General features: G+C 57.3%; 14 protein-coding genes. 6 read left to right on the forward strand and 8 right to left on the reverse strand.

All coding sequences use genetic code 11. The annotated features are described in order from the left end of the window. Positions 1 to 9 precede the first annotated feature (9 nt). Complete coding sequence (locus tag PAE68_RS02370) at positions 10 to 165, reverse strand: hypothetical protein (RefSeq protein WP_281883697.1); 156 nt, start codon at positions 163 to 165, stop codon at positions 10 to 12. 150 nt (positions 166 to 315) lie between these two features. On the opposite strand from PAE68_RS02370, the gene PAE68_RS02375 reads away from it, so the two are divergent. Beyond that, complete coding sequence (locus tag PAE68_RS02375) at positions 316 to 855, forward strand: hypothetical protein (protein ID WP_281883699.1); 540 nt, start codon at positions 316 to 318, stop codon at positions 853 to 855. A 58-nt stretch (positions 856 to 913) separates the two neighbouring features. Here the strand turns inward: PAE68_RS02375 and PAE68_RS02380 are convergent, their stop codons facing one another. The 3 genes from PAE68_RS02380 to PAE68_RS02390 all read right to left on the reverse strand — a co-directional run bounded on the left by PAE68_RS02380 (position 914) and on the right by PAE68_RS02390 (position 3,988). After that, entirely contained in the window at positions 914 to 1,069 is a 156-nt protein-coding gene (locus PAE68_RS02380; RefSeq protein ID WP_281883701.1) for a hypothetical protein, read from the reverse strand. A 143-nt stretch (positions 1,070 to 1,212) separates the two neighbouring features. Next, positions 1,213 to 3,384 carry a transglycosylase domain-containing protein gene (locus PAE68_RS02385; protein WP_281883703.1) on the reverse strand — a complete coding sequence of 724 codons (2,172 nt, stop codon included), beginning with the start codon at positions 3,382 to 3,384 and terminating at the stop codon, positions 1,213 to 1,215. 145 nt (positions 3,385 to 3,529) lie between these two features. Then, positions 3,530 to 3,988 carry a hypothetical protein gene (locus PAE68_RS02390; protein WP_281883705.1) on the reverse strand — a complete coding sequence of 153 codons (459 nt, stop codon included), beginning with the start codon at positions 3,986 to 3,988 and terminating at the stop codon, positions 3,530 to 3,532. Positions 3,989 to 4,146: 158 nt separating this feature from the next. Between PAE68_RS02390 and rluF the strand changes: the two genes are divergently transcribed. Beyond that, positions 4,147 to 4,851 carry a 23S rRNA pseudouridine(2604) synthase RluF gene (gene rluF / locus PAE68_RS02395; RefSeq protein ID WP_281883708.1) on the forward strand — a complete coding sequence of 235 codons (705 nt, stop codon included), beginning with the start codon at positions 4,147 to 4,149 and terminating at the stop codon, positions 4,849 to 4,851. 66 nt (positions 4,852 to 4,917) lie between these two features. Here the strand turns inward: rluF and PAE68_RS02400 are convergent, their stop codons facing one another. Next, positions 4,918 to 5,610: a response regulator transcription factor gene (locus PAE68_RS02400; protein ID WP_281883712.1), complete on the reverse strand. Its 693-nt coding sequence runs from the start codon at positions 5,608 to 5,610 to the stop codon at positions 4,918 to 4,920. A gap of 206 nt (positions 5,611 to 5,816) precedes the next feature. Between PAE68_RS02400 and PAE68_RS02405 the strand changes: the two genes are divergently transcribed. Then, a complete protein-coding gene (locus tag PAE68_RS02405; protein WP_281883713.1) occupies positions 5,817 to 7,817 on the forward strand; it encodes a sensor histidine kinase in 2,001 nt (666 codons plus the stop codon). A 26-nt stretch (positions 7,818 to 7,843) separates the two neighbouring features. Here PAE68_RS02405 and PAE68_RS02410 read toward each other — a convergent pair whose 3' ends face one another. Next, positions 7,844 to 8,710, reverse strand: coding sequence for an AraC family transcriptional regulator (locus tag PAE68_RS02410; RefSeq protein WP_281883715.1), 867 nt, complete (start codon positions 8,708 to 8,710; stop codon positions 7,844 to 7,846). Between the two features lie 204 nt (positions 8,711 to 8,914). Here PAE68_RS02410 and PAE68_RS02415 point away from each other — a divergent pair, with 204 nt between their 5' ends. From PAE68_RS02415 to PAE68_RS02425, 3 genes are all read left to right on the forward strand, one after another. Beyond that, the gene (locus tag PAE68_RS02415; protein WP_281883717.1) at positions 8,915 to 10,084 is read left to right on the forward strand and encodes a galactokinase; all 1,170 of its coding nucleotides are present in this window, start codon (positions 8,915 to 8,917) and stop codon (positions 10,082 to 10,084) included. Positions 10,085 to 10,163: 79 nt separating this feature from the next. Further along, entirely contained in the window at positions 10,164 to 11,150 is a 987-nt protein-coding gene (galE, locus tag PAE68_RS02420) for a UDP-glucose 4-epimerase GalE (protein ID WP_281883719.1), read from the forward strand. Positions 11,151 to 11,262: 112 nt separating this feature from the next. After that, a complete protein-coding gene (locus PAE68_RS02425) occupies positions 11,263 to 12,843 on the forward strand; it encodes a UDP-glucose--hexose-1-phosphate uridylyltransferase (protein ID WP_281883721.1) in 1,581 nt (526 codons plus the stop codon). 161 nt (positions 12,844 to 13,004) lie between these two features. Here PAE68_RS02425 and PAE68_RS02430 read toward each other — a convergent pair whose 3' ends face one another. Continuing rightward, on the reverse strand, positions 13,005 to 14,603 hold the full coding sequence (locus tag PAE68_RS02430) for a sensor domain-containing diguanylate cyclase (RefSeq protein WP_281883724.1): 1,599 nt from the start codon (positions 14,601 to 14,603) through the stop codon (positions 13,005 to 13,007). Between the two features lie 288 nt (positions 14,604 to 14,891). Further along, positions 14,892 to 17,828, reverse strand: coding sequence for an ATP-binding protein (locus PAE68_RS02435; protein ID WP_281883726.1), 2,937 nt, complete (start codon positions 17,826 to 17,828; stop codon positions 14,892 to 14,894). Between the last annotated feature and the right edge of the window lie 62 nt (positions 17,829 to 17,890).

A 17,890-nucleotide genomic window follows, 5' to 3' on the forward strand; every position in this document is an offset into this window, starting at 1 on the left:
TGCGGATCTTTATTTCTGTTCTTTATGCTTTTGCGTAGCGCCGACAAGATTTTTCGTCGTCTTCGCACCTTCGAGGTTGTCGTTGACGAATTCCATATCTTGATTCTCGGCCTTCATCGATGCCGTGCCTTCATAATTGCCTTTATGCTTCGTATTCTCAGACATGTGCGTTTTGCCTCCTTTCGGTCGCTGAGTCGCTTGTTAGGGTAACCCTGTACTAACGTGCTCAGACCGAGGTGGGAATATGCAACGACCCGAATGACGCCGACCGTGCGCGGCATACTATCGAGTAAATGAGCAGAGGAGTGGAGCGATATGCCCCGTCAACAAATCAAGGTGCCCTTCGGCTACGAGGCGCCGCGTGAGCGTACAGGAGCTCGCGGAACGCTGTGGGTGTACGACAGCTTCGACCATTGGAGCGAGCAGCAGCTGCTGCCGCTGCTTCGTCTTGCCGAGGAGCGGGAGCTTGCCAAGGCGGTGTTCTACCCGCTCCATGACGAGACGCTGCGGCGCATGGAGAAGGAGCCTGCAGACGAGCCTTATTATGCGAGGGTGAAGAACCTGGAGTCACTACTTGAGGAAGCAGAGACCGAGCTCGATTGGACGGTGGATGAGTTCGAGGGGAAGCGCAAGAAGTATACGCCGGCCGATACGGCGTTCCGCTTTTTAGAAGAGAAGTACAAGGCGCCCTTCTTTCTCTATACGACCGAGCGGATGGCCAATAAGCTGGCCGGCTATGACGGCTTCGAGGCTTGGTTGAAGAAGATCCGCCTGTACATCGTGCGTGAGGTCGGAGCCGTGCCTCATCCGGTATTGCAAGCCCATGAGAATCGGTGGGAATGGGTGCAACAATAGAAAGGCCAGCTCTGATGCCCGCCAAGCTTGAAGCGGACATCAGGTGCTGGCCTTTCATTCATTGTAAGCCGTCTTCGGCTTGGGTATACGCAATGAGTGTAATCTCATCACCGGTCAATTGCGCAAGCTTCGATTCGGCCTCTTGGATGATGCGCAGCGCTTCGTTCGTTTGCGTGAGCGGCGCAATTTCGTATTGATTCGTTTCGATCTTCATCGACAGCTCCCTTTCTTCGCTATATGTTCTTGGTGCTCTTGGTCCTCTTGGTGCTCCGACTGGGGGATGTTGCTTAGTTTAGGATAGCCTGACGATGAAGGGTCCATACGTGCAGCACCCGTTCAGGCGTGACAGGTACACTCTTAGTCATCGTCCTTCTCTCGCTCGCTCCGTTCGTGAGCACGCTCTTTCTTCTCCTTCTTCTCTCGCTTTTCGCTCTTTTCTTCCTTCTCTTCCTTCTCCCTCGCCTTCTCCTCCTCCCGCTGCAGTCGGGCCTTCTCCTCTGCTTGCTGCTGCTGCAGCAAGCGTAGAAGCTCGGGTGGAACGGGGAAGTCGCGGACAGGCGTTCCCTCCAGTGCGCGTGACATTAGCTCACGGAACAGGACGGCAGGCAGGGAGCCGCCTGAGGTCGTCAAGTAATGCTGACTGTCGGTGCGATCGTAGCCGACCCAGATTGCGGCTGTGAGCTCTGGCGTATAGCCGACGAACCAGGCGTCCTTGGCGCCATTCGCTCCAATGGAGGCAAGCTCTGCCGTATCCGGCAGCTGGGTGGTGCCCGTCTTGCCGGCTACGGGTCGGTTCGGCAGCGACGCCGATTGGCCAGTGCCGGAGGCAACCGCCTCGCGCAGCAGACTCGTCAGCATGAACGCATGTCGGGGCTCTGTCACGGCTCGAGCCTGCGGCTTCGCCTCGGCGAGCAGCTGACCGTCCATCGTCGTGATTCGCTCAATCGCATGCGCGTCGTGCATCGTGCCGAGATTGGCAAGAGCGCTGTACGCCTGTGCCATCTGCAGCGGAGACACGCCCTCGGACAAGCCGCCGAGGGCGAGGCCAAGCTGACGGTCGGCCGCAGGCAGCTGCATCCCGGCTCGAGCCGCGAAGTCGAGGCCCTTATCGATGCCGAGCTCGTTCAGCAGCCATACGGCCGGGATGTTCCACGAGCGCGTCACCGCCTCGGTCAAGGACACTTCGCCGCGGGTGCGACCGTCCCAGTCACGCGGTCGATAGCCGCCGATGTTAAGCTCACCGTCGTACAGCCGAGATTGCGGCCCGTACCCTTGCTCGAGCGCCGGTCCGTATACGGCGATCGGCTTGAAGGCGGAGCCGGGCTGGCGCTTCAGCTCGGTTGCGCGGTTGAAGCCGCGGTACACCGGCTTGCCGCGCCCGCCGACGATGGCACGAAGCTTGCCGTTCGCCGGGTCCATCACGACGACGCCGGCCTGCACGAGCTGCCCGTCGGGGCTAGGCGGTGGGAATAGGCTCGCGTTCGCCAGAACAGCCTCTGCGGCCTGCTGCGCCTTCTGATCGATCGTCGTATGAATACGAAGACCCATCGTCAGCACCTGCTGCTCCGTGAAGCCATACAGCGCTTCGGCCTCATCCAGGACGTGATCGACGAAGGACGAATATTGTCCCTTCATCGGATCAGCAGGTGCAGGCTGCAAGCGCAGCGGCTCTGCCACGGCCGCGGTATAGGCGCTCTCCGTGAGGAGCTGCTGCTCGCGCATGAGCTGCAGCACGAGATTGCGTCGCTCCAGCGCAGCCTCCGGGTGCTGGACGGGCGAGTAGCGGGACGGCGCCTTCGGCAGACCGGCGAGCAGCGCTGCTTCTGTTAGCGACAGCTGCCCGGTTCGCTTGCCGAAATAATGCAGGGCGGCGCTCTCAACTCCCCAGCGTCCCTCGCCGAAGTAGATCGAGTTCAAGTACAGCAGCAGAATGTCGTCCTTCGTGTAGCTGTAATGAATTTTCAGCGCATAGGCCAGCTCCATCAGCTTGCGTGTGACCGTCTTGTCGGCGTTCAAGAACATGTTCTTCGCCAGCTGCTGGGTAATGGTGCTCCCGCCCTCTTCGAAGGAGCCGGCCTGCACGTCGCGGTACAGGGCACGGGCCATCGCCCGCAGGTCGAAGCCGCGGTGCTCGTAGAAGCGGCGGTCCTCCACGGCGATAACCGCTTGCTTCAGATGGATCGGAACGTCGGCCGGACCGACCGGCGTCACCTTCGAGGAAGCGAGCTTCGCGACCGTTCGTCCGTCTGCATCGAGCACCAGGCTCGGCTCGGGCAAGGGCTGCTCCAGCTTGCTGATGTCCAGTCCGCTCACCCAAGCTGCCCCGAGTCCGGCACAGACGATCACGATGAGGAGAGACGCTGCGGCTAGCCATATCCACGGCTTGACCTGCACGCGATTGCGGCCAACTGTGGTCTTCGGCCTTGCGCTCATGCCGCATTCGATCGATGAGCGGCTGCTTTCCGTTGCCGGTATAGAGTCGCGGCTTACGGCCGCTGCTTGTTCGCGATTCGGAGCCTTCTGGTTCATGTGAGTTCCCCCTTGTTCGTTGCTGCACGTTCCTTTATTAACGTATTCGCAGCGGAGAGCACCTTTTGGCTGGTAGATCGGCCCAATAAAAAAGCTTCCTGCCTCAAATTCGGCAGGAAGCCTTCGCTTATAGCTGATGATAGCATTACTGCATCGGATCAGGGACGAGACCGTTCTTGACGAGCTGGGAGTTGGTCGGCATGCTCGACATCACTTTTCCAAGACGCTTCAGCTCTTCTTCATTGTTCGCCATATAGCCGTTCATACTCTCCAGCTCTGCCTCCGGACGAGCGCTGCGAGTATCGTTCTGTAAGTATTGCACCAGCTCGCGCATGATGTCGTCGACTGCGTCGCGTACTTCAGTCGGGATCGGCTCGATGCCGGTCAAGCGGGCTTCACTGAAGCGGATGCAGGTCTGCCCTTTCTCCTCGGTAGAGGTAGGCAGCATCAATACGTAGCTTTGTCGCGTTGCCGGGTCGCGGAATGTACAGCTATATACAACTCCAAGGCTGGTGGACGACTGGGTGAAGCCGAATGAGGCAAGTGTCCGGTGTACGAAAGCGAACGGCTTGATCAAGGACGGCATCGTTAGGCTGCGAAACATCTGGCAACACTCCTCGTTCTAATACTTCGGCGTGCGGATTGTGTCACATTACTGGAAAGCACTGCCGAGTATGGACACATTACCCGTCTTGTCCAAGCTTGAAACGTGCAAAATATGGTATGATAGTCGTAACAGATGAAGAAGGCAGGTTCTATGAGATGAGGATTAACAAATATATTAGCGAAACAGGCTTCTGCTCCAGACGCGAGGTCGACAAGCTGGTCGAAGCCGGTCGGGTCACCATTAACGGAAGGAAGGCGGAGCTTGGCAGTCAAGTGGAGGACGGAGACGACGTACGGATTGACGGTCGCCGGGTGAATGCGAAGAAGTCCGGGGTGTATATCGCGCTGAATAAGCCAGTCGGCATCACGAGCACGACGGAGCAGCATGTGCGGGGCAACATTGTTGATTTCGTCGGACACCGTGAGCGTATATTCCCGATCGGGAGGCTGGATAAAGATTCGGAAGGACTGATCCTGCTGACGAATGACGGTGATATTGTCAACAAAATATTGCGCTCGGAGAATGAGCATGACAAGGAATATATCGTGACCGTTGATCGGCCGATTACAGACGCGTTCCTGAAGGGGATGGCAGGTGGTGTGCGCATTCTTGGTACTGTGACGAAGCCGTGCCGCATTAGTCGGATGGACGAACGAACGTTCCGTATTATATTAACCCAAGGGCTGAACAGGCAAATACGCCGCATGTGCGAGGCGTTCGGCTACGAGGTGCGCAGGCTGAAGCGGGTGCGCATTATGAACATCAAGCTCGGCGATTTGCCGGTCGGTCGCTGGCGCGATCTTGGACCGGACGAGCTGGGGGAGCTGCTCAAGCTCATTGGAGGCCATCAGCCGAGATGAGACGCGGCCTGCTGGAGCAGCGTACGAGCCGGCGGAGTAACTGACCCTGCCAGCTCGTCGGCGCGCTTAGCCGTTGAACTTATAGCCGATTCCGCGCACGGTGAGAATATATTTCGGCTCGGCGGGGTTCGGCTCCACCTTCTTGCGCAGATTGCTGATATGGACGAGCAGCGTTCGGGTGTCGCCGTTGCTGTCGACGCCCCAAGTCAGCTTGTACAGCTGCTCGAGCGACAGCACCTTGCCCGGAGTACGGGCGAGCTGCAGGAGCAGATCGAATTCCTTGGACGAGAGCGGAACCGGATGGCCGTTGACCTTGACCGTACGGTTCACCAGGTCCATCTCAAGACCCGGGAAGATCAAGTGTTGCCCTTCGTCCTTCGTCTGCTCCATCAGCTGGCTGCGGCGAAGGTGGGCCTTCACGCGGGCAACGAGCTGCCCAGGGCTGAACGGCTTCGTGATGTAGTCGTCACCGCCGATGTTGAAGCCGAGAATAATGTCCATATCCTCACTCTTACAGCTCAGGAAAAGAATAGGTGTCGTGTACAGCTTACGTATTTGCCGACATACTTCGATGCCGTCCAGGCTAGGCAGCAGAACGTCCAGAATGACGAGATCGGGGCGATGCTCGTTCACCATGCCGACAGCTTCTGCGCCGTCTGAGGTGCAGAGCACCTCGTAGCCTTCTCTGCGCAAGTATAGGGTAATAAGCTCAACAATTTCGGTTTCATCGTCGACAATTAATATTTTTTCTCTAGGCATCAAGCTCTCCTCCGAAATAAGGACAATGGTCATCAGACACGGACTTCGAACGATATAGGCTTTGGGCATCGCGTACGAGAAAGTATCATTTCAATAGGAAAGAAGTGGTATCGATTTCCAGAAGCAATTCTTATTATAAATGGTTTTGGGTGCTCATTGCCATACTTTTATTCGTACTCCTATTCTTCTTATCCGGTAATCGTCAGATGCACACCGAGGACGTATCCAAGTACCGGGCGCAGGGGGGCGTCCTCGTGCTCGACAGCTACGACTGGGACCGTAAGCATAGCCTTCGCTTGAATGGAGAGTGGCTGTTCTATTGGAAGCAGCTGTGGGTTCCGGAAGTGCTGCAGCTCGAGCCAGAGGTGGAGCGCGCTGTTCGTTATGTGGAGCTGCCCTCCGATTGGAATGGCCTGAATGGGCCGCAGGATATTCCGGGCAGGGGCTACGGCACGTACCGCCTGACGATTAAAATCGCCCCGGACGTCGATACACTAACGCTGAAGATGCCCTACGTGCGCACTGCCTATAAGCTATGGGTGAACGGCGAGCTCGCCGCTGCCGTCGGAGAGGTCGGTGCCTTCGGCAATAGCAAGCCGCACTATTCATCCAAGGTCATCGTCGTGAAGCCGCAGTTCGGCACGCTAGACCTCATCATACAGGCGTCCAACTCCCATCATCGCAGTGGAGGTATGTGGGATACACCGGTACTGGGCTCGCCAGAGCGGATGCAGTCGGAGCTGCAGCTTAATCTGTCCATCGAGACGATCGTCGTCGGGGGACTGCTCATTCTGGGCATTCATCACCTTTCCTTGTATGCGTTCAGGCGTAAGGAGAAGGAGTCCGTATACTTTGGGATATTCTGCGTGCTGATGGGTATTCGATCGCTGTTTCTCGGGGAGAGTGTGATCTATTATTGGTTCCCGGGCATCTCCTGGTATGTCTCCAATGTACTCGAGTACATCTGTTATTTCATCGCGGTGCCCTCGTGTCTCATGTTCCTGTACTTGGTATATCCGCACGAGATGAAGAGATGGCCCGTCCTCGTGATGAGCTGGCTGTCTGTGTTGAGTACGCTGGCTGTGCTGCTGCTGTCCCCGCCATGGTTCACCTACGGCATGCTGCTCTATGAGTGGGCCGTGAAGGTAGCTGCCGTCTACGTGGTGGCCATGATGATGGTGGCGCACTGGCGCAGAAGAGAAGGGACGATCTTCGTGCTGTTCGGGGTCGGTGCATACTTGACGACGTTGGCAGCGGAGATGCTATATGAGAACGATCGCCTATACGCAGGGGGCATTACGTTCATCGGCTTCCTCATCGGCGTGCTGAGCGTCTCCTTCATCGTCGGCTCCCGATTCTCCAAGGCGATTACGACGGTCGAGTCACTGTCCAGACAGATGAAGGAGCTGAATGCCGGTCTCGAGCAAAAAATTCGTGAGCGGACGGCGGAGCTCGAGCGCATCAACCTGAGTCTGGAGCTGGTGAATGAGGACCTGGCCCGCATGGAGACGTCCAGACGTCACTTGCTCAGCAACATCTCGCACGATCTCGGCACGCCGATGACGTTGATTCAGGGCTATGTCGAGGCGCTGATGGACGGCGTCGTGGACCGCGAGCAGGAGCAGCAATACTTGAAGCTGATCCATAACCGGATTACCGGATTGAACCGACTGATCAAGGATCTATTCCAGCTGTCCAAGCTCGAAGCGCGACAGATGGAGTTCGATATTCAGATAGTCGATACGGAGGAGCTGTTCCAGTTCTTCGTTGAGCGGTATGAGCTCGAGCTCGCAGGCGCCGGCATTCGCTTTGAGACGTCATCTTACCGACTGACACCAACTGAGGGGCGAACGACCCAGGTCCGGGTCGACATGAACCGGATCGATCAGGTGCTGACGAACATCATCTACAACGCGGTGAAGTATACACCGAAGGGCGGCTTGATCCAGTTGCAGTTCACCGTGGACGAGCATGCGCTCGTCGTGCAGGTGCAGGACAGCGGTGCCGGTATTGCGCCGGAGGATTTACCCTACATCTTCGACCGATTCTACAAAAAAGACAAGTCCCGTAACACGTCAGGCGGCGGCAGCGGCCTCGGTCTTGCGATCGCGAAGGAGATCATCGATTACCACGGCGGCCGCATCTGGGCGCAGAGCCGTCTGGGCCAAGGTGCGCGGCTTGCCTTCATGCTGCCGCTGGTGAAGTAAGCGTAGGCAAGGCTGCTAGAGTCGTCTTACCGCAGCGAGCTGCGGTAGTCGGTCGGTGACGCCTGATAGTGACGCTTGAATTGCTTGGAGAAGTGGAGCGGGTCCTGGAAGCCGACCGAGGAGGCAATCTGCTCCACGGTCAGCTCTGGTCGCTCCCGGAGCAGACGCCGAGCCTTATCGAGGCGGAGCCGCAGCAGGAACGTGACCGGACTGACGCCGGTATGCGCCTTGAACAGAGCGGACAAGTAAGCCCGATTGTAGCCGAGCGTATCGGCCATCAGCTCGATCGTGATCGGCTCGGCATATTGAGCGGTCAAGTAATGGAGTGCCTGCTGCACCGTCCGGTCTGACCCTGCCGTCGCCTTAGGGTCGCTCGTCTTCTCCGGCTTCAGCGTGTCGGCGAATTCGGCGAGGATGAGCTGAAGGCAGCCTTGAGCCTTCAGTCCGGCGCCTGCTGAGCGGTCCTGGAACGCCTGCTGCACGTCTTGGAATAGCATCGGCAGCCGCCGAGTGCGACCGGAGCGGACGATAGGCTGCTCGGAGTGGAGGCCGATGTCGCGCAGCGCACGCGCGGCCGCTTCCCCCTGGAAGGCGATCCAGCGATAATGCCAAGGTCTATGCAGGTCGGCCATATAGTTAATGAGGGTGCCGGGCTCGATGAGGAACGTGTCGCCGGCGCGGAGCTCGTAGGTGCGCCCGGCGCACGTGTAGGTGCCGAGTCCAGAGAGCACATGATGCAGCAAGTAATAGTCGACGATCTTCGGTCCGGGCTTGTGCCCGGGCTTTGTTTGGCTATTGCCGGCGAACAGCACGACGAGGTCGCGGTCGGCCTGCGGCTGCGGGTTCGAGACGACGTAGTAGCTCTCCTTTGTATCCCCTGATGGCACACTCATGGCGGCACCTTCCTTCCGGGAGCTTGCGCTGTGATGAGGCAAGTATAGCATGCGGATCTAGCATTTTTCCATATCGAACTAACATCGTTCCATAGCATGTGCGGCAGTGGGGGACTATACTTAAAGCAACAACAATAGTGAACAGAACAATGTCCGCCACAGCCTGGCTACGACCTAATCCTAACATTACGAGGTGAAGCTCACATGTCTACGATTCAAGCCTTGCACGAGCGCTTTACACAGCTATACGGAGCTGATTCGAACGAGCCGGTTCGCGTCTTCCATGCTCCCGGCCGCGTGAACCTGATCGGAGAGCATACCGATTATAACGGCGGCTACGTATTCCCGGCTGCGCTCACGTTCGGCACGACGCTGCTCATCCGCAGACGCTCGGACGACCAGCTCGGACTTGCTTCAACGAACTTTGAAGCGCACAAGCATATTTCCATTCAAGGATTGGCTTACTCGGACGAGGACGATTGGATGAACTACCCGAAGGGCGTTGCGGTCGAGCTTCAGAAGCAGGGCGTGTCGCTCAGCGGCTACGATCTGCTCTTCAGCGGCGCCATTCCGAACGGCGCAGGCTTGTCCTCCTCGGCATCTATCGAGGTGGTGACCGCCTTCGCACTGCTTACGATGGAAGGTCAGAGCATCGACTGCGTTCAGATCGCCTTGCTCGCACAGCGGGCGGAGAATGAGTTCATCGGCGTGAAGTGCGGCATTATGGACCAGTTCGCGGTGGCGATGGGCAAGAAGGATCACGCGGTGCTGCTGATGTGCGATACGCTGGAATATAAGCACGTCCCATTCAACAGCGGAGCTTATCGTCTTGTCATCGGCAACACGAACAAGAAGCGCGGTCTCGTCGATTCAGCGTACAATGAGCGTCGCTCGCAATGTGAGCAGGCCGTTCGCGAGCTGCAGGTGCACTATCCAGAGCTGACGCTGCTCGGACAGCTAAGTCTGGCGCAATATAATGACGCCGAGCAGCTGATCGCAGACGAGACGGTGAAGAAGCGTGCCCGTCATGTTGTGGAGGAGATCGACCGCGTGCTGCAGTCGATGAAGGTGCTCGAGCAGGGAGACCTTGCGGCGTTCGGTCAGCTGATGAACGCGTCTCACGTCTCACTGCGCGACCTGTACGAGGTGACTGGCTTCGAGCTGGACACGATGGTCGAGGCAGCCTGGGAGGTGCCGGGCGTGCTGGGCGCGCGGATGACTGGTGCAGGCTTCGGCGGCTGCACGGTGTCGCTCGTACACGAGGACAGCATTGAGCGGTTCCAGGAGGAGGTCGGTCGCAAGTATCGCGAGAAGACCGGCCTTGAGGCGAGCTTCTACGTATGTGAGATCGGAGACGGCGTGAAGGAGCTGTAAGTGAAGCTGCTGTATGGCTGCTGTAGGATCGGAGATCGGATATATTTTTGAATAATGAATATAAGGAGGAGAACGGACGATGGCGGTATTGGTAACAGGAGGAGCGGGCTACATCGGCTCACATACGGTAGCAGAGCTGCTGGCGAAGGGCGAGGAGGTTGTGATCGTTGACAACCTGCAGCAGGGACATCGCGAGGCAGTGCTCGGCGGTAAGCTGTACGTGGGCGATATTCGCGACGATGCGTTCATGGATACGGTGTTCCAGGAGAATGAGATCGATGCGGTCATCCACTTCGCGGCGAATTCATTAGTCGGGGAGAGCATGACCAATCCGGGTAAATATTACGACAACAACGTGTACGGCACGCTGCGACTGCTCGAGACGATGAACCGGCACGGGGTGAAGCGGATCGTCTTCTCATCGACGGCTGCGACTTACGGCGAGCCGGAATCGATTCCGATTGTGGAGACGGACCGTACACTACCGACGAACGCATACGGCGAGACGAAGCTGGCGATGGAGAGCATGATGAAGTGGTTCGACCGCGCGTACGGCATGAAGTACGTCTCGCTGCGTTACTTCAACGCGGCGGGCGCACACGCGAGCGGTCAGATCGGAGAGGATCATGATCCAGAGACGCATCTGATCCCGATCATTCTGCAGGTCGCGCTCGGCAAGCGCCCGCACATCTCTGTGTTCGGCGACGATTATAGTACGCCGGACGGTACGTGCATTCGCGATTACATTCATGTATCCGACCTTGCGGACGCGCACATCTTGGCGGTAGAGAAGCTGCGCAGTGGCAGCGAGAGCGGCATCTACAATCTTGGCAATGGCCAAGGCTTCTCGGTGAAGGAAGTAATCGAGCTGGCGCGGCAGGTAACCGGCCATTCGATACCGGCTGTCATGGAAGCGCGCCGTGCAGGCGACCCGGCCATTCTTGTCGCATCGAGCGAGCGGACGAAGGCGGAGCTTGGCTGGCAGCCCCAGCGGAATTCGCTGAAGAGCATCATCGCTTCTGCGTGGAGCTGGCATCAGAGTCGTCCGAACGGCTACGACGAATAAATACTTGCATGAGCAATCGAAGATGGCCCTCAATTTGGCTTCGCCAAATTCGAGGCTTGCCATAATGAGTTCCGAACTAATGGAACTCATTATTCCAGGGGGGAAGAGCGAAATGAACGAGACCGTAAGTGCGGGAATACACAGTGAGCAGGCTGCGCATGCGATCGAGCAGCTGCTGCAATTCGGCATACAACAGAAGCTGCTCGAGCCGCTGGATGCGGTTGCGGCGCGCAACGGACTGCTGGAGCTGCTGCAGCTGGAGGAGCCTTATACGGGTGGGGTTGCACCGCTTGCGACCGAGCGTGTCTCCGACCTGCTGACACCGCTGCTGGATTATGCAGTACAGGCAGGCGTGCTCGAGGACAACAATACGACACTTCGGGATTTGCTCGACGCCCGCATGATGGGCCTCTTGATGCCGCGTCCGTCGGAGCTCGTTCATCGCTTCTGGGCAACCTCTAGACGCGAGGGGATCGAGCGGGCGACGGACGATTTTTACAAGCTCAGCATAGATTCCAACTATATTCGGATGGACCGGATTGCAAGGAACATGTATTGGCTGGCTCCGACGGCATTCGGCTCGCTGGAGATTACGGTGAACTTGTCGAAGCCGGAGAAGGACCCGAAGGAAATTGCGATGCTGAAGCACGCGAAGCAAAGCCATTATCCGAAATGTCTGCTCTGCGTGGACAATGTCGGCTACGCTGGCAGACTGAATCATCCAGCGAGACAAAACTTGCGGGTCATTCCGCTCGAGCTCGGCGGCGAAGCCTGGTACTTCCAATACTCGCCATACGTGTATTATAACGAGCACAGCATCATCTTCGACGGGGAGCACCGTCCGATGAAGCTGTCGCGCCAAACGTTCGAGCGGCTGATCGACTTCGTCGAGCAATTCCCGCATTATTTCATCGGCTCGAATGCTGACCTGCCGATCGTCGGCGGCTCGATACTGAGCCACGATCATTTCCAGGCTGGTCGTCACCGGTTCCCGATGGAGCTGTCGGAGATTGAGGCGAGGTTCGTATCGGCACAATATCCGAGCGTTAAGCTTGGCATTGTCAAGTGGCCGATGTCGGTGCTCCGGCTCTCCAGCCATAACCGCGGTCAGCTGCTGGAGGCGGCTGCCGCTATATTGGATGGCTGGCGTACCTACAGCGACCCGGACAGCGGCATTGAGGCGTTCACCGGAGAAGGCGAGCAGGCGGTGCCGCACAATACGGTGACGCCGATTGCAAGGAATAACTCAGCGGGTGAGTATGAGCTCGATCTTGTATTGCGTAACAATCGCACGAGCGATGAGCACCCGGACGGTATCTTCCATCCGCATCAGGACCTGCATCACATTAAGAAGGAAAATATCGGCCTCATCGAGGTGATGGGACTCGCGGTGCTTCCCGGCCGTCTGAAGGAGGAGCTGGAGCTGGCCGCTCAGCTGCTTACCGGTAAGTCGCCGCTCGACAGCTCGATAACCGATGATGCCAGCCATCCGCTGCACAAGCATGCCCCTTGGCTGTCAGAGCTCGTAGCTGAGCATGGGACGGGTCTTGCCGAGGCACAGGCGAAGACGGTACTGCAGGAGGCGGTCGGCCGCAAGTTCGAGCGCGTACTGCGCGATGCTGGCGTCTACAAGTGCGATGAACAGGGCCGTGACGCATTTGTTCGGTTCGTCAATGCGTTCGGCTTTCATTAAGGTGCTGCAGCGGTAGCGGCTCTCTGCATCCATCAAGGCTGAGCATGGATAAACGAAACGACCCTCTAAGCTGTAGGCGATGGCCTGAGACTCAGAGGGTCGTTTCTATCAACCTATATAGGTAGTGGGTCGGCGGAAGATTACGCTTCGTATGCTGCGACTCAGCTCTCGCCCGTATCGGTATCCGAGGCAAGCAAGGTACGGTTACGGCCGTATTGCTTCGCCCGGTACATTGCTTGATCTGCCTGCTGGAACAAGTCCGACGACGATTGCGCATGGCGTGGGAATTCGGCGATCCCCATCGAGATCGTGATCGGCTGCCCGGTCGGACTGACCGCAGCCTGTACCTTGCGTCGCAGCCGCTCGGCTATCTTGTAGGCTTGCTCGGCAGTTGCTTGCGGCAGCAGAAGGACGAACTCCTCGCCTCCATATCGGCCGCACAGCTGACTTGGCTGAAGCAAGTCGGTCAGCAAGCGGGCGAGGTGCTTCAATACCTCATCGCCCATCTGGTGTCCGTACGTGTCGTTAACCGATTTGAACCGGTCGATATCAAGCACGATGAGACAGAATGGACGCTTCTCACTCGTCCAGAGGTCCAGCTGCTCATTAATCGTTCTTCGATTCATGAGGCTCGTTAATTCATCGGTAGAGGCCGCCTCGAGCAGCTCATCCTTGCTCTTCTGCACCGCCTCTATAGCGAACACGACGGCAGTAGTCAGCAGCGTCGCTTCCCGGTTCCAATGCGGCTTCATCTCCGGTATCGCAACAGGCTGACCGGTAGACAGCTGGTTCATCAGATCTGCCAAGCTGACGAATGGTCGCGCGAGCTTGCGGGCGATGATGACAGCGGCAATAAGCAGCATCCCGAACGGCACAAGCATGTACAGAGTGAGCTTGTAGATGTGATCATTCAGCTGCTCATATACCGAGTCAATTGGCGTCTGCTGGACAGCGCCCCAGCCATTGATCGGAATAGGAGCATAAGCGGCCAACTGGGTCAGCTTGCCGTCCTCGTAGACCAGCTCCTTGCCGCTCTGTCCGCTCATGAGCTTCGCAAGCACAGGATGGTTGCCTAGCACGCTACCGATCTGCTGCTGCTCGGGGTGAAAGAGCAGCATACCCTTGGGGCCGACGACATAGAAGTAGGTGCCGGTCTCGTCGATGAAGTGATGGTCCAGCAGCTCATTCAAGACGTTGCCCTCTTCCAGGTAGATTGTACCACCAATAACGCCCCTGTATGCCCCTTGCTTATCGAATATAGGATGGCTAATCAGCACGATCAGCCGTCCGGCCGGTCCGATATAGGGTGGAGAGATGTACGGACGTTTCGTATCGATCGCTTCCTTCGAATAGCTGTCTTTAACGTAGACACCCTGCAGTCCGATGGAGTGAGGTGCAATCGAACGAATTTTACCTGTCTCGTCCGCCCATGCGATCGAATTGAAATAATGATTCGTGCTTCGTACAAGCTCAAGGTGCTCCTCGATATCTCGATCCGATTGATCGGGACGGGTCACGACGAAATGGGCGGTCTGCTTCAGGCTGCCCTGCATGGTGACGAACAGCGATTGGATCGTGCTGCTGATCTTCTGAACGTTCGAGTAATTCAGCGACAAGGTGGTATCGATTAAGGCGGTCTTGTGTGAGCGGTAGGAGGCGACGAGTTGGATGCAGATCGTTAACAGTACGGAGGCCGCGACGAGTCCTGCCAATATCATCTGCAGATTCATCTTATGCTTCAGCGTAGAGGTGAGCTTCATGAGATGACACAACCTTCATGGTTCATTCTTGTTGTCCCGTACAATCGGGCTGACGAACGCGGTCACGGCTTGTCCGGCATAGGTCCGTGAACGCATGACCTTCCTGTGCGATGAGGGCCGCAATGGCAGGTGTGTTGTGTAAGGTGCTTATGTTGTCTCTATTGTACTATGTCGAAGGAGCGAGTGACAATGAGAACAATGGGTATTGAGTCGGATAAAAAAAGTACAGCCTCATCCGGACTTCGGCTGCAGGCTGTACGGTTGTATCTGAAGGCTAATATGGCATCGCTACTCATTCGGTTCGGGCTTCGGCTTCAGCGCAACCTCAATCTGATCGCTCTGCGGCTTGATCGCATCAACGGCAATCCCTTGCTGTTCAAGCTCGCGCTCCAGCAGTGCGCTGTCCTGCGGCGGGAAGATGACGGTAGGCTGCACGTGTGGCTGCTTCAGCAGCCGATCGACGACCTGGAGGAGCTTCTCCATCGAGAACGGCTTGCATAGAAACTTCTGCGAATCGGTCTCCTGATAGCTGGAAGGAGGTTCCAGCGCGGTCGAGACGACAACCGGAGTGTCGCCGAACGGCGAAGCATAGAGGCGGCTGATGAACTCCCATCCGTTCAAGACACCCTCCAGCTGAATGTCGACAATGCACAGCTTCGGCGATGTGTGGTCGGCCCGCTCCAGCGCCTGCAGCCCCTCCTCGGCCGATCGTACCCGGACGACGGGATGCGGCAGCTGGGATAACGTTTCCTGAATGAGCTGGGCGAGGTTATCGTCATCCTCCAGCAGTAGGATGCAATCCGCCGCATTGGCCGCTTCATAGATCTGAAGAGTCACGATGAACGTCGTGCCCTCGCCCATGACCGATTCGAACTCGACCGTACCATGATGCGCCTCGACAATTTCGCGAACGATGGCAAGACCAAGACCCGTCCCGCCGATCTGTCTCCGGTCGGAATTATCAACGCGATAAAACTTCGAGAACAGCTTGCCCCGCGCCTCCTCTGGAATGCCGAGTCCGTAGTCCTGCACACGAATCTGCACGTGGTCGCCGCTCTGCAGCAGCGAGACATCGATGGAGTTCGCTTGTGGTGAATATTTCATCGCATTGCTGATCAAGTTATGCAGCACCTGCATCAGGCGGTCAGCATCCCCTTGAATCCAGACCTCAGACGGCGGAATGTGCAGTCGAAGCTCGTGCTGCTGTCCAACCTTCCATTGCTCCGACACGTTATGAAGAAGACTCGTCAGCTCTACGGGTGTGTACTGGTACTGCTGCTTGCCCGACTCCATCCGCTGCAGATCGAGAAAATCATTAATGAGCGTAGACAGCCGGGTCGCTTCCCGATAGACCGTCTGTAAATACTTCTGTCGCTTCTCGGGCGTCTGCTCGCGGTGGAGCATAATCTCGATAAAACCAAGCACACTCGCCAGCGGCGTTCGCAGCTCGTGAGAGACGATGCTGATGAACTCATTCTTCAGCTCGTCGATCCGCTCCTCCTCGGTACGATCCCGAACGACGAATAGATAGCCGTTGCTCGCGTTCTTCGAATCTTCAGCTCCGACCTTGGCGGCGTACAGCTCAATGTGGCGCTTGCTCGTTTGTCCCTTCGGCACGAAGGACAGCCGCTCGGTCGAGCGGTTCATCGAGCTGCTGAGCAGCACCTTCATAGATGAGAGGGGAGATCCTTGACTGTCATCAAGGATCGACTCGAACCAGGAGCGGATGCTCTCCCCTGGCTTGAAGCTGTTTCCTGTTATTTCATCCATGCGGGCGTTCGTGAACAGAATGGAGCCTTGTCCGTCACACATGAGCATGCCTTCATTGGTGGATTCGAGAATGCCCTCGATCATATCGCGCTGCTCCTCGATAAGGCGCTTCTCCTGTTGAAGCTGGGCGTTCAGCTCGCCCAGCTCCATCGCCTGCCGGCGTCGCTCCTCGTTGGTCTGCTGGACCATGAAGGCGAGGCTGAACTGGCGCAGCAGTCCTTCCGCATAACGGATGCGAGATTGGATGGAGGACGCTTGATAGGAGGTCATGAGCAGGAAGCCGATGCTTTCCTCCTGGTCGTTCAGCAGTGGATAATAATAGTCCGTCGCGCGATGAATACCTTGATGAACGCCGGATTCATGTCCGCTGACATGGCGACTGACCTCTAGCGGCTTCTTCTCCACCAGCACACGTCGTGCAGCGCCATACAGCTCACTCATCCGTAGCGAAGGCAGCTGGTTTGGATAGCCGATGGCGTATAGCGTCTCGAGCAGGTGCTCGTCAGGGGCTTCCGCTGATGAGGCTACAGCCGCCGACTGCTTCCAGGCTGCGGAGCTGTTCACGTTCACGACCAGCATCGCCGCATCCAGCTTCAAGGCGTCGAGCAGTGCCGGCATCGAGCCCTTCAAGAAGGTGTCGAGCTGGGCGGCACCGCTCAGCTTCGTCTGGAAGGCGCTGATCGATTCGAGCTCGCTCTCCCGCTCCGACAGCTTCTCGAGCGTCGTCTCCTGCTCCTCCTGCTGGGTAATAATTTCTTCGTTCTGCGCCTCAAGACTTTCCGCCATATATCGGTACGTCTCCTCACTGCGGCGCAGCTGCTCCTCGGCCTTCCTGGCGCGGTTGAAGATGAATAATGACAGCATGCTGGTTAGCACTGCCGCAATGCCCCCGATCGCAATGATGAGACGGGCGGTCTTCTCAGCGCTCTCGGCCGCAGCCTGCGCATTGCGGGCTACCTGCTCAATCTCGACCTCCATCCAATCATGCACAAGGCGGAAGCGGTCCATATGCCTCTTCCCGTTCGAGACGTACTGGAGTGCCTCCGGCGTTCGTCCTTGCTCCACACGCTCGATCTGTCTGTCGTAATGCTCAAGCAGCAGCTGAATGATTGGCTTGACCTCGATGTTCATATAGTTATCCAGCCACTCGTAGCGTTGCTGGAAGGCGGCGATCTGCGTCAGATCTTTCTGGAGCTGCTCTCTGCCCTTAATGTGCGGCTCCAGGAAGAGCTTCTCGCCGGACAGCTCGTAGCCGCGTAGTCCTGTTTCCATGTTGATGAGGTCAATCAGCAGATTGTCGACCAGCGTATTAAGCGGCATAATCTCCTTGACGATAGTATTCATCTTCGCTTCGGTGTTCACCGAGGCTACGTAGCTGGACACGCTTACGGTTATGAGCAATACGATCATCGTAATGAGTAGAATCAGCGAAATTCTGGATCGGGAGAGGTTCATAGGAGGCCCACCTTACAGCTGTAATGAGTAGCATGCATGCATAATTCGACAGTGCGGGGGTG

This window comes from Paenibacillus sp. YYML68 (assembly GCF_027923405.1).
In the GTDB taxonomy this organism is placed as follows: Bacteria; Bacillota; Bacilli; order Paenibacillales; family NBRC-103111; genus Paenibacillus_G.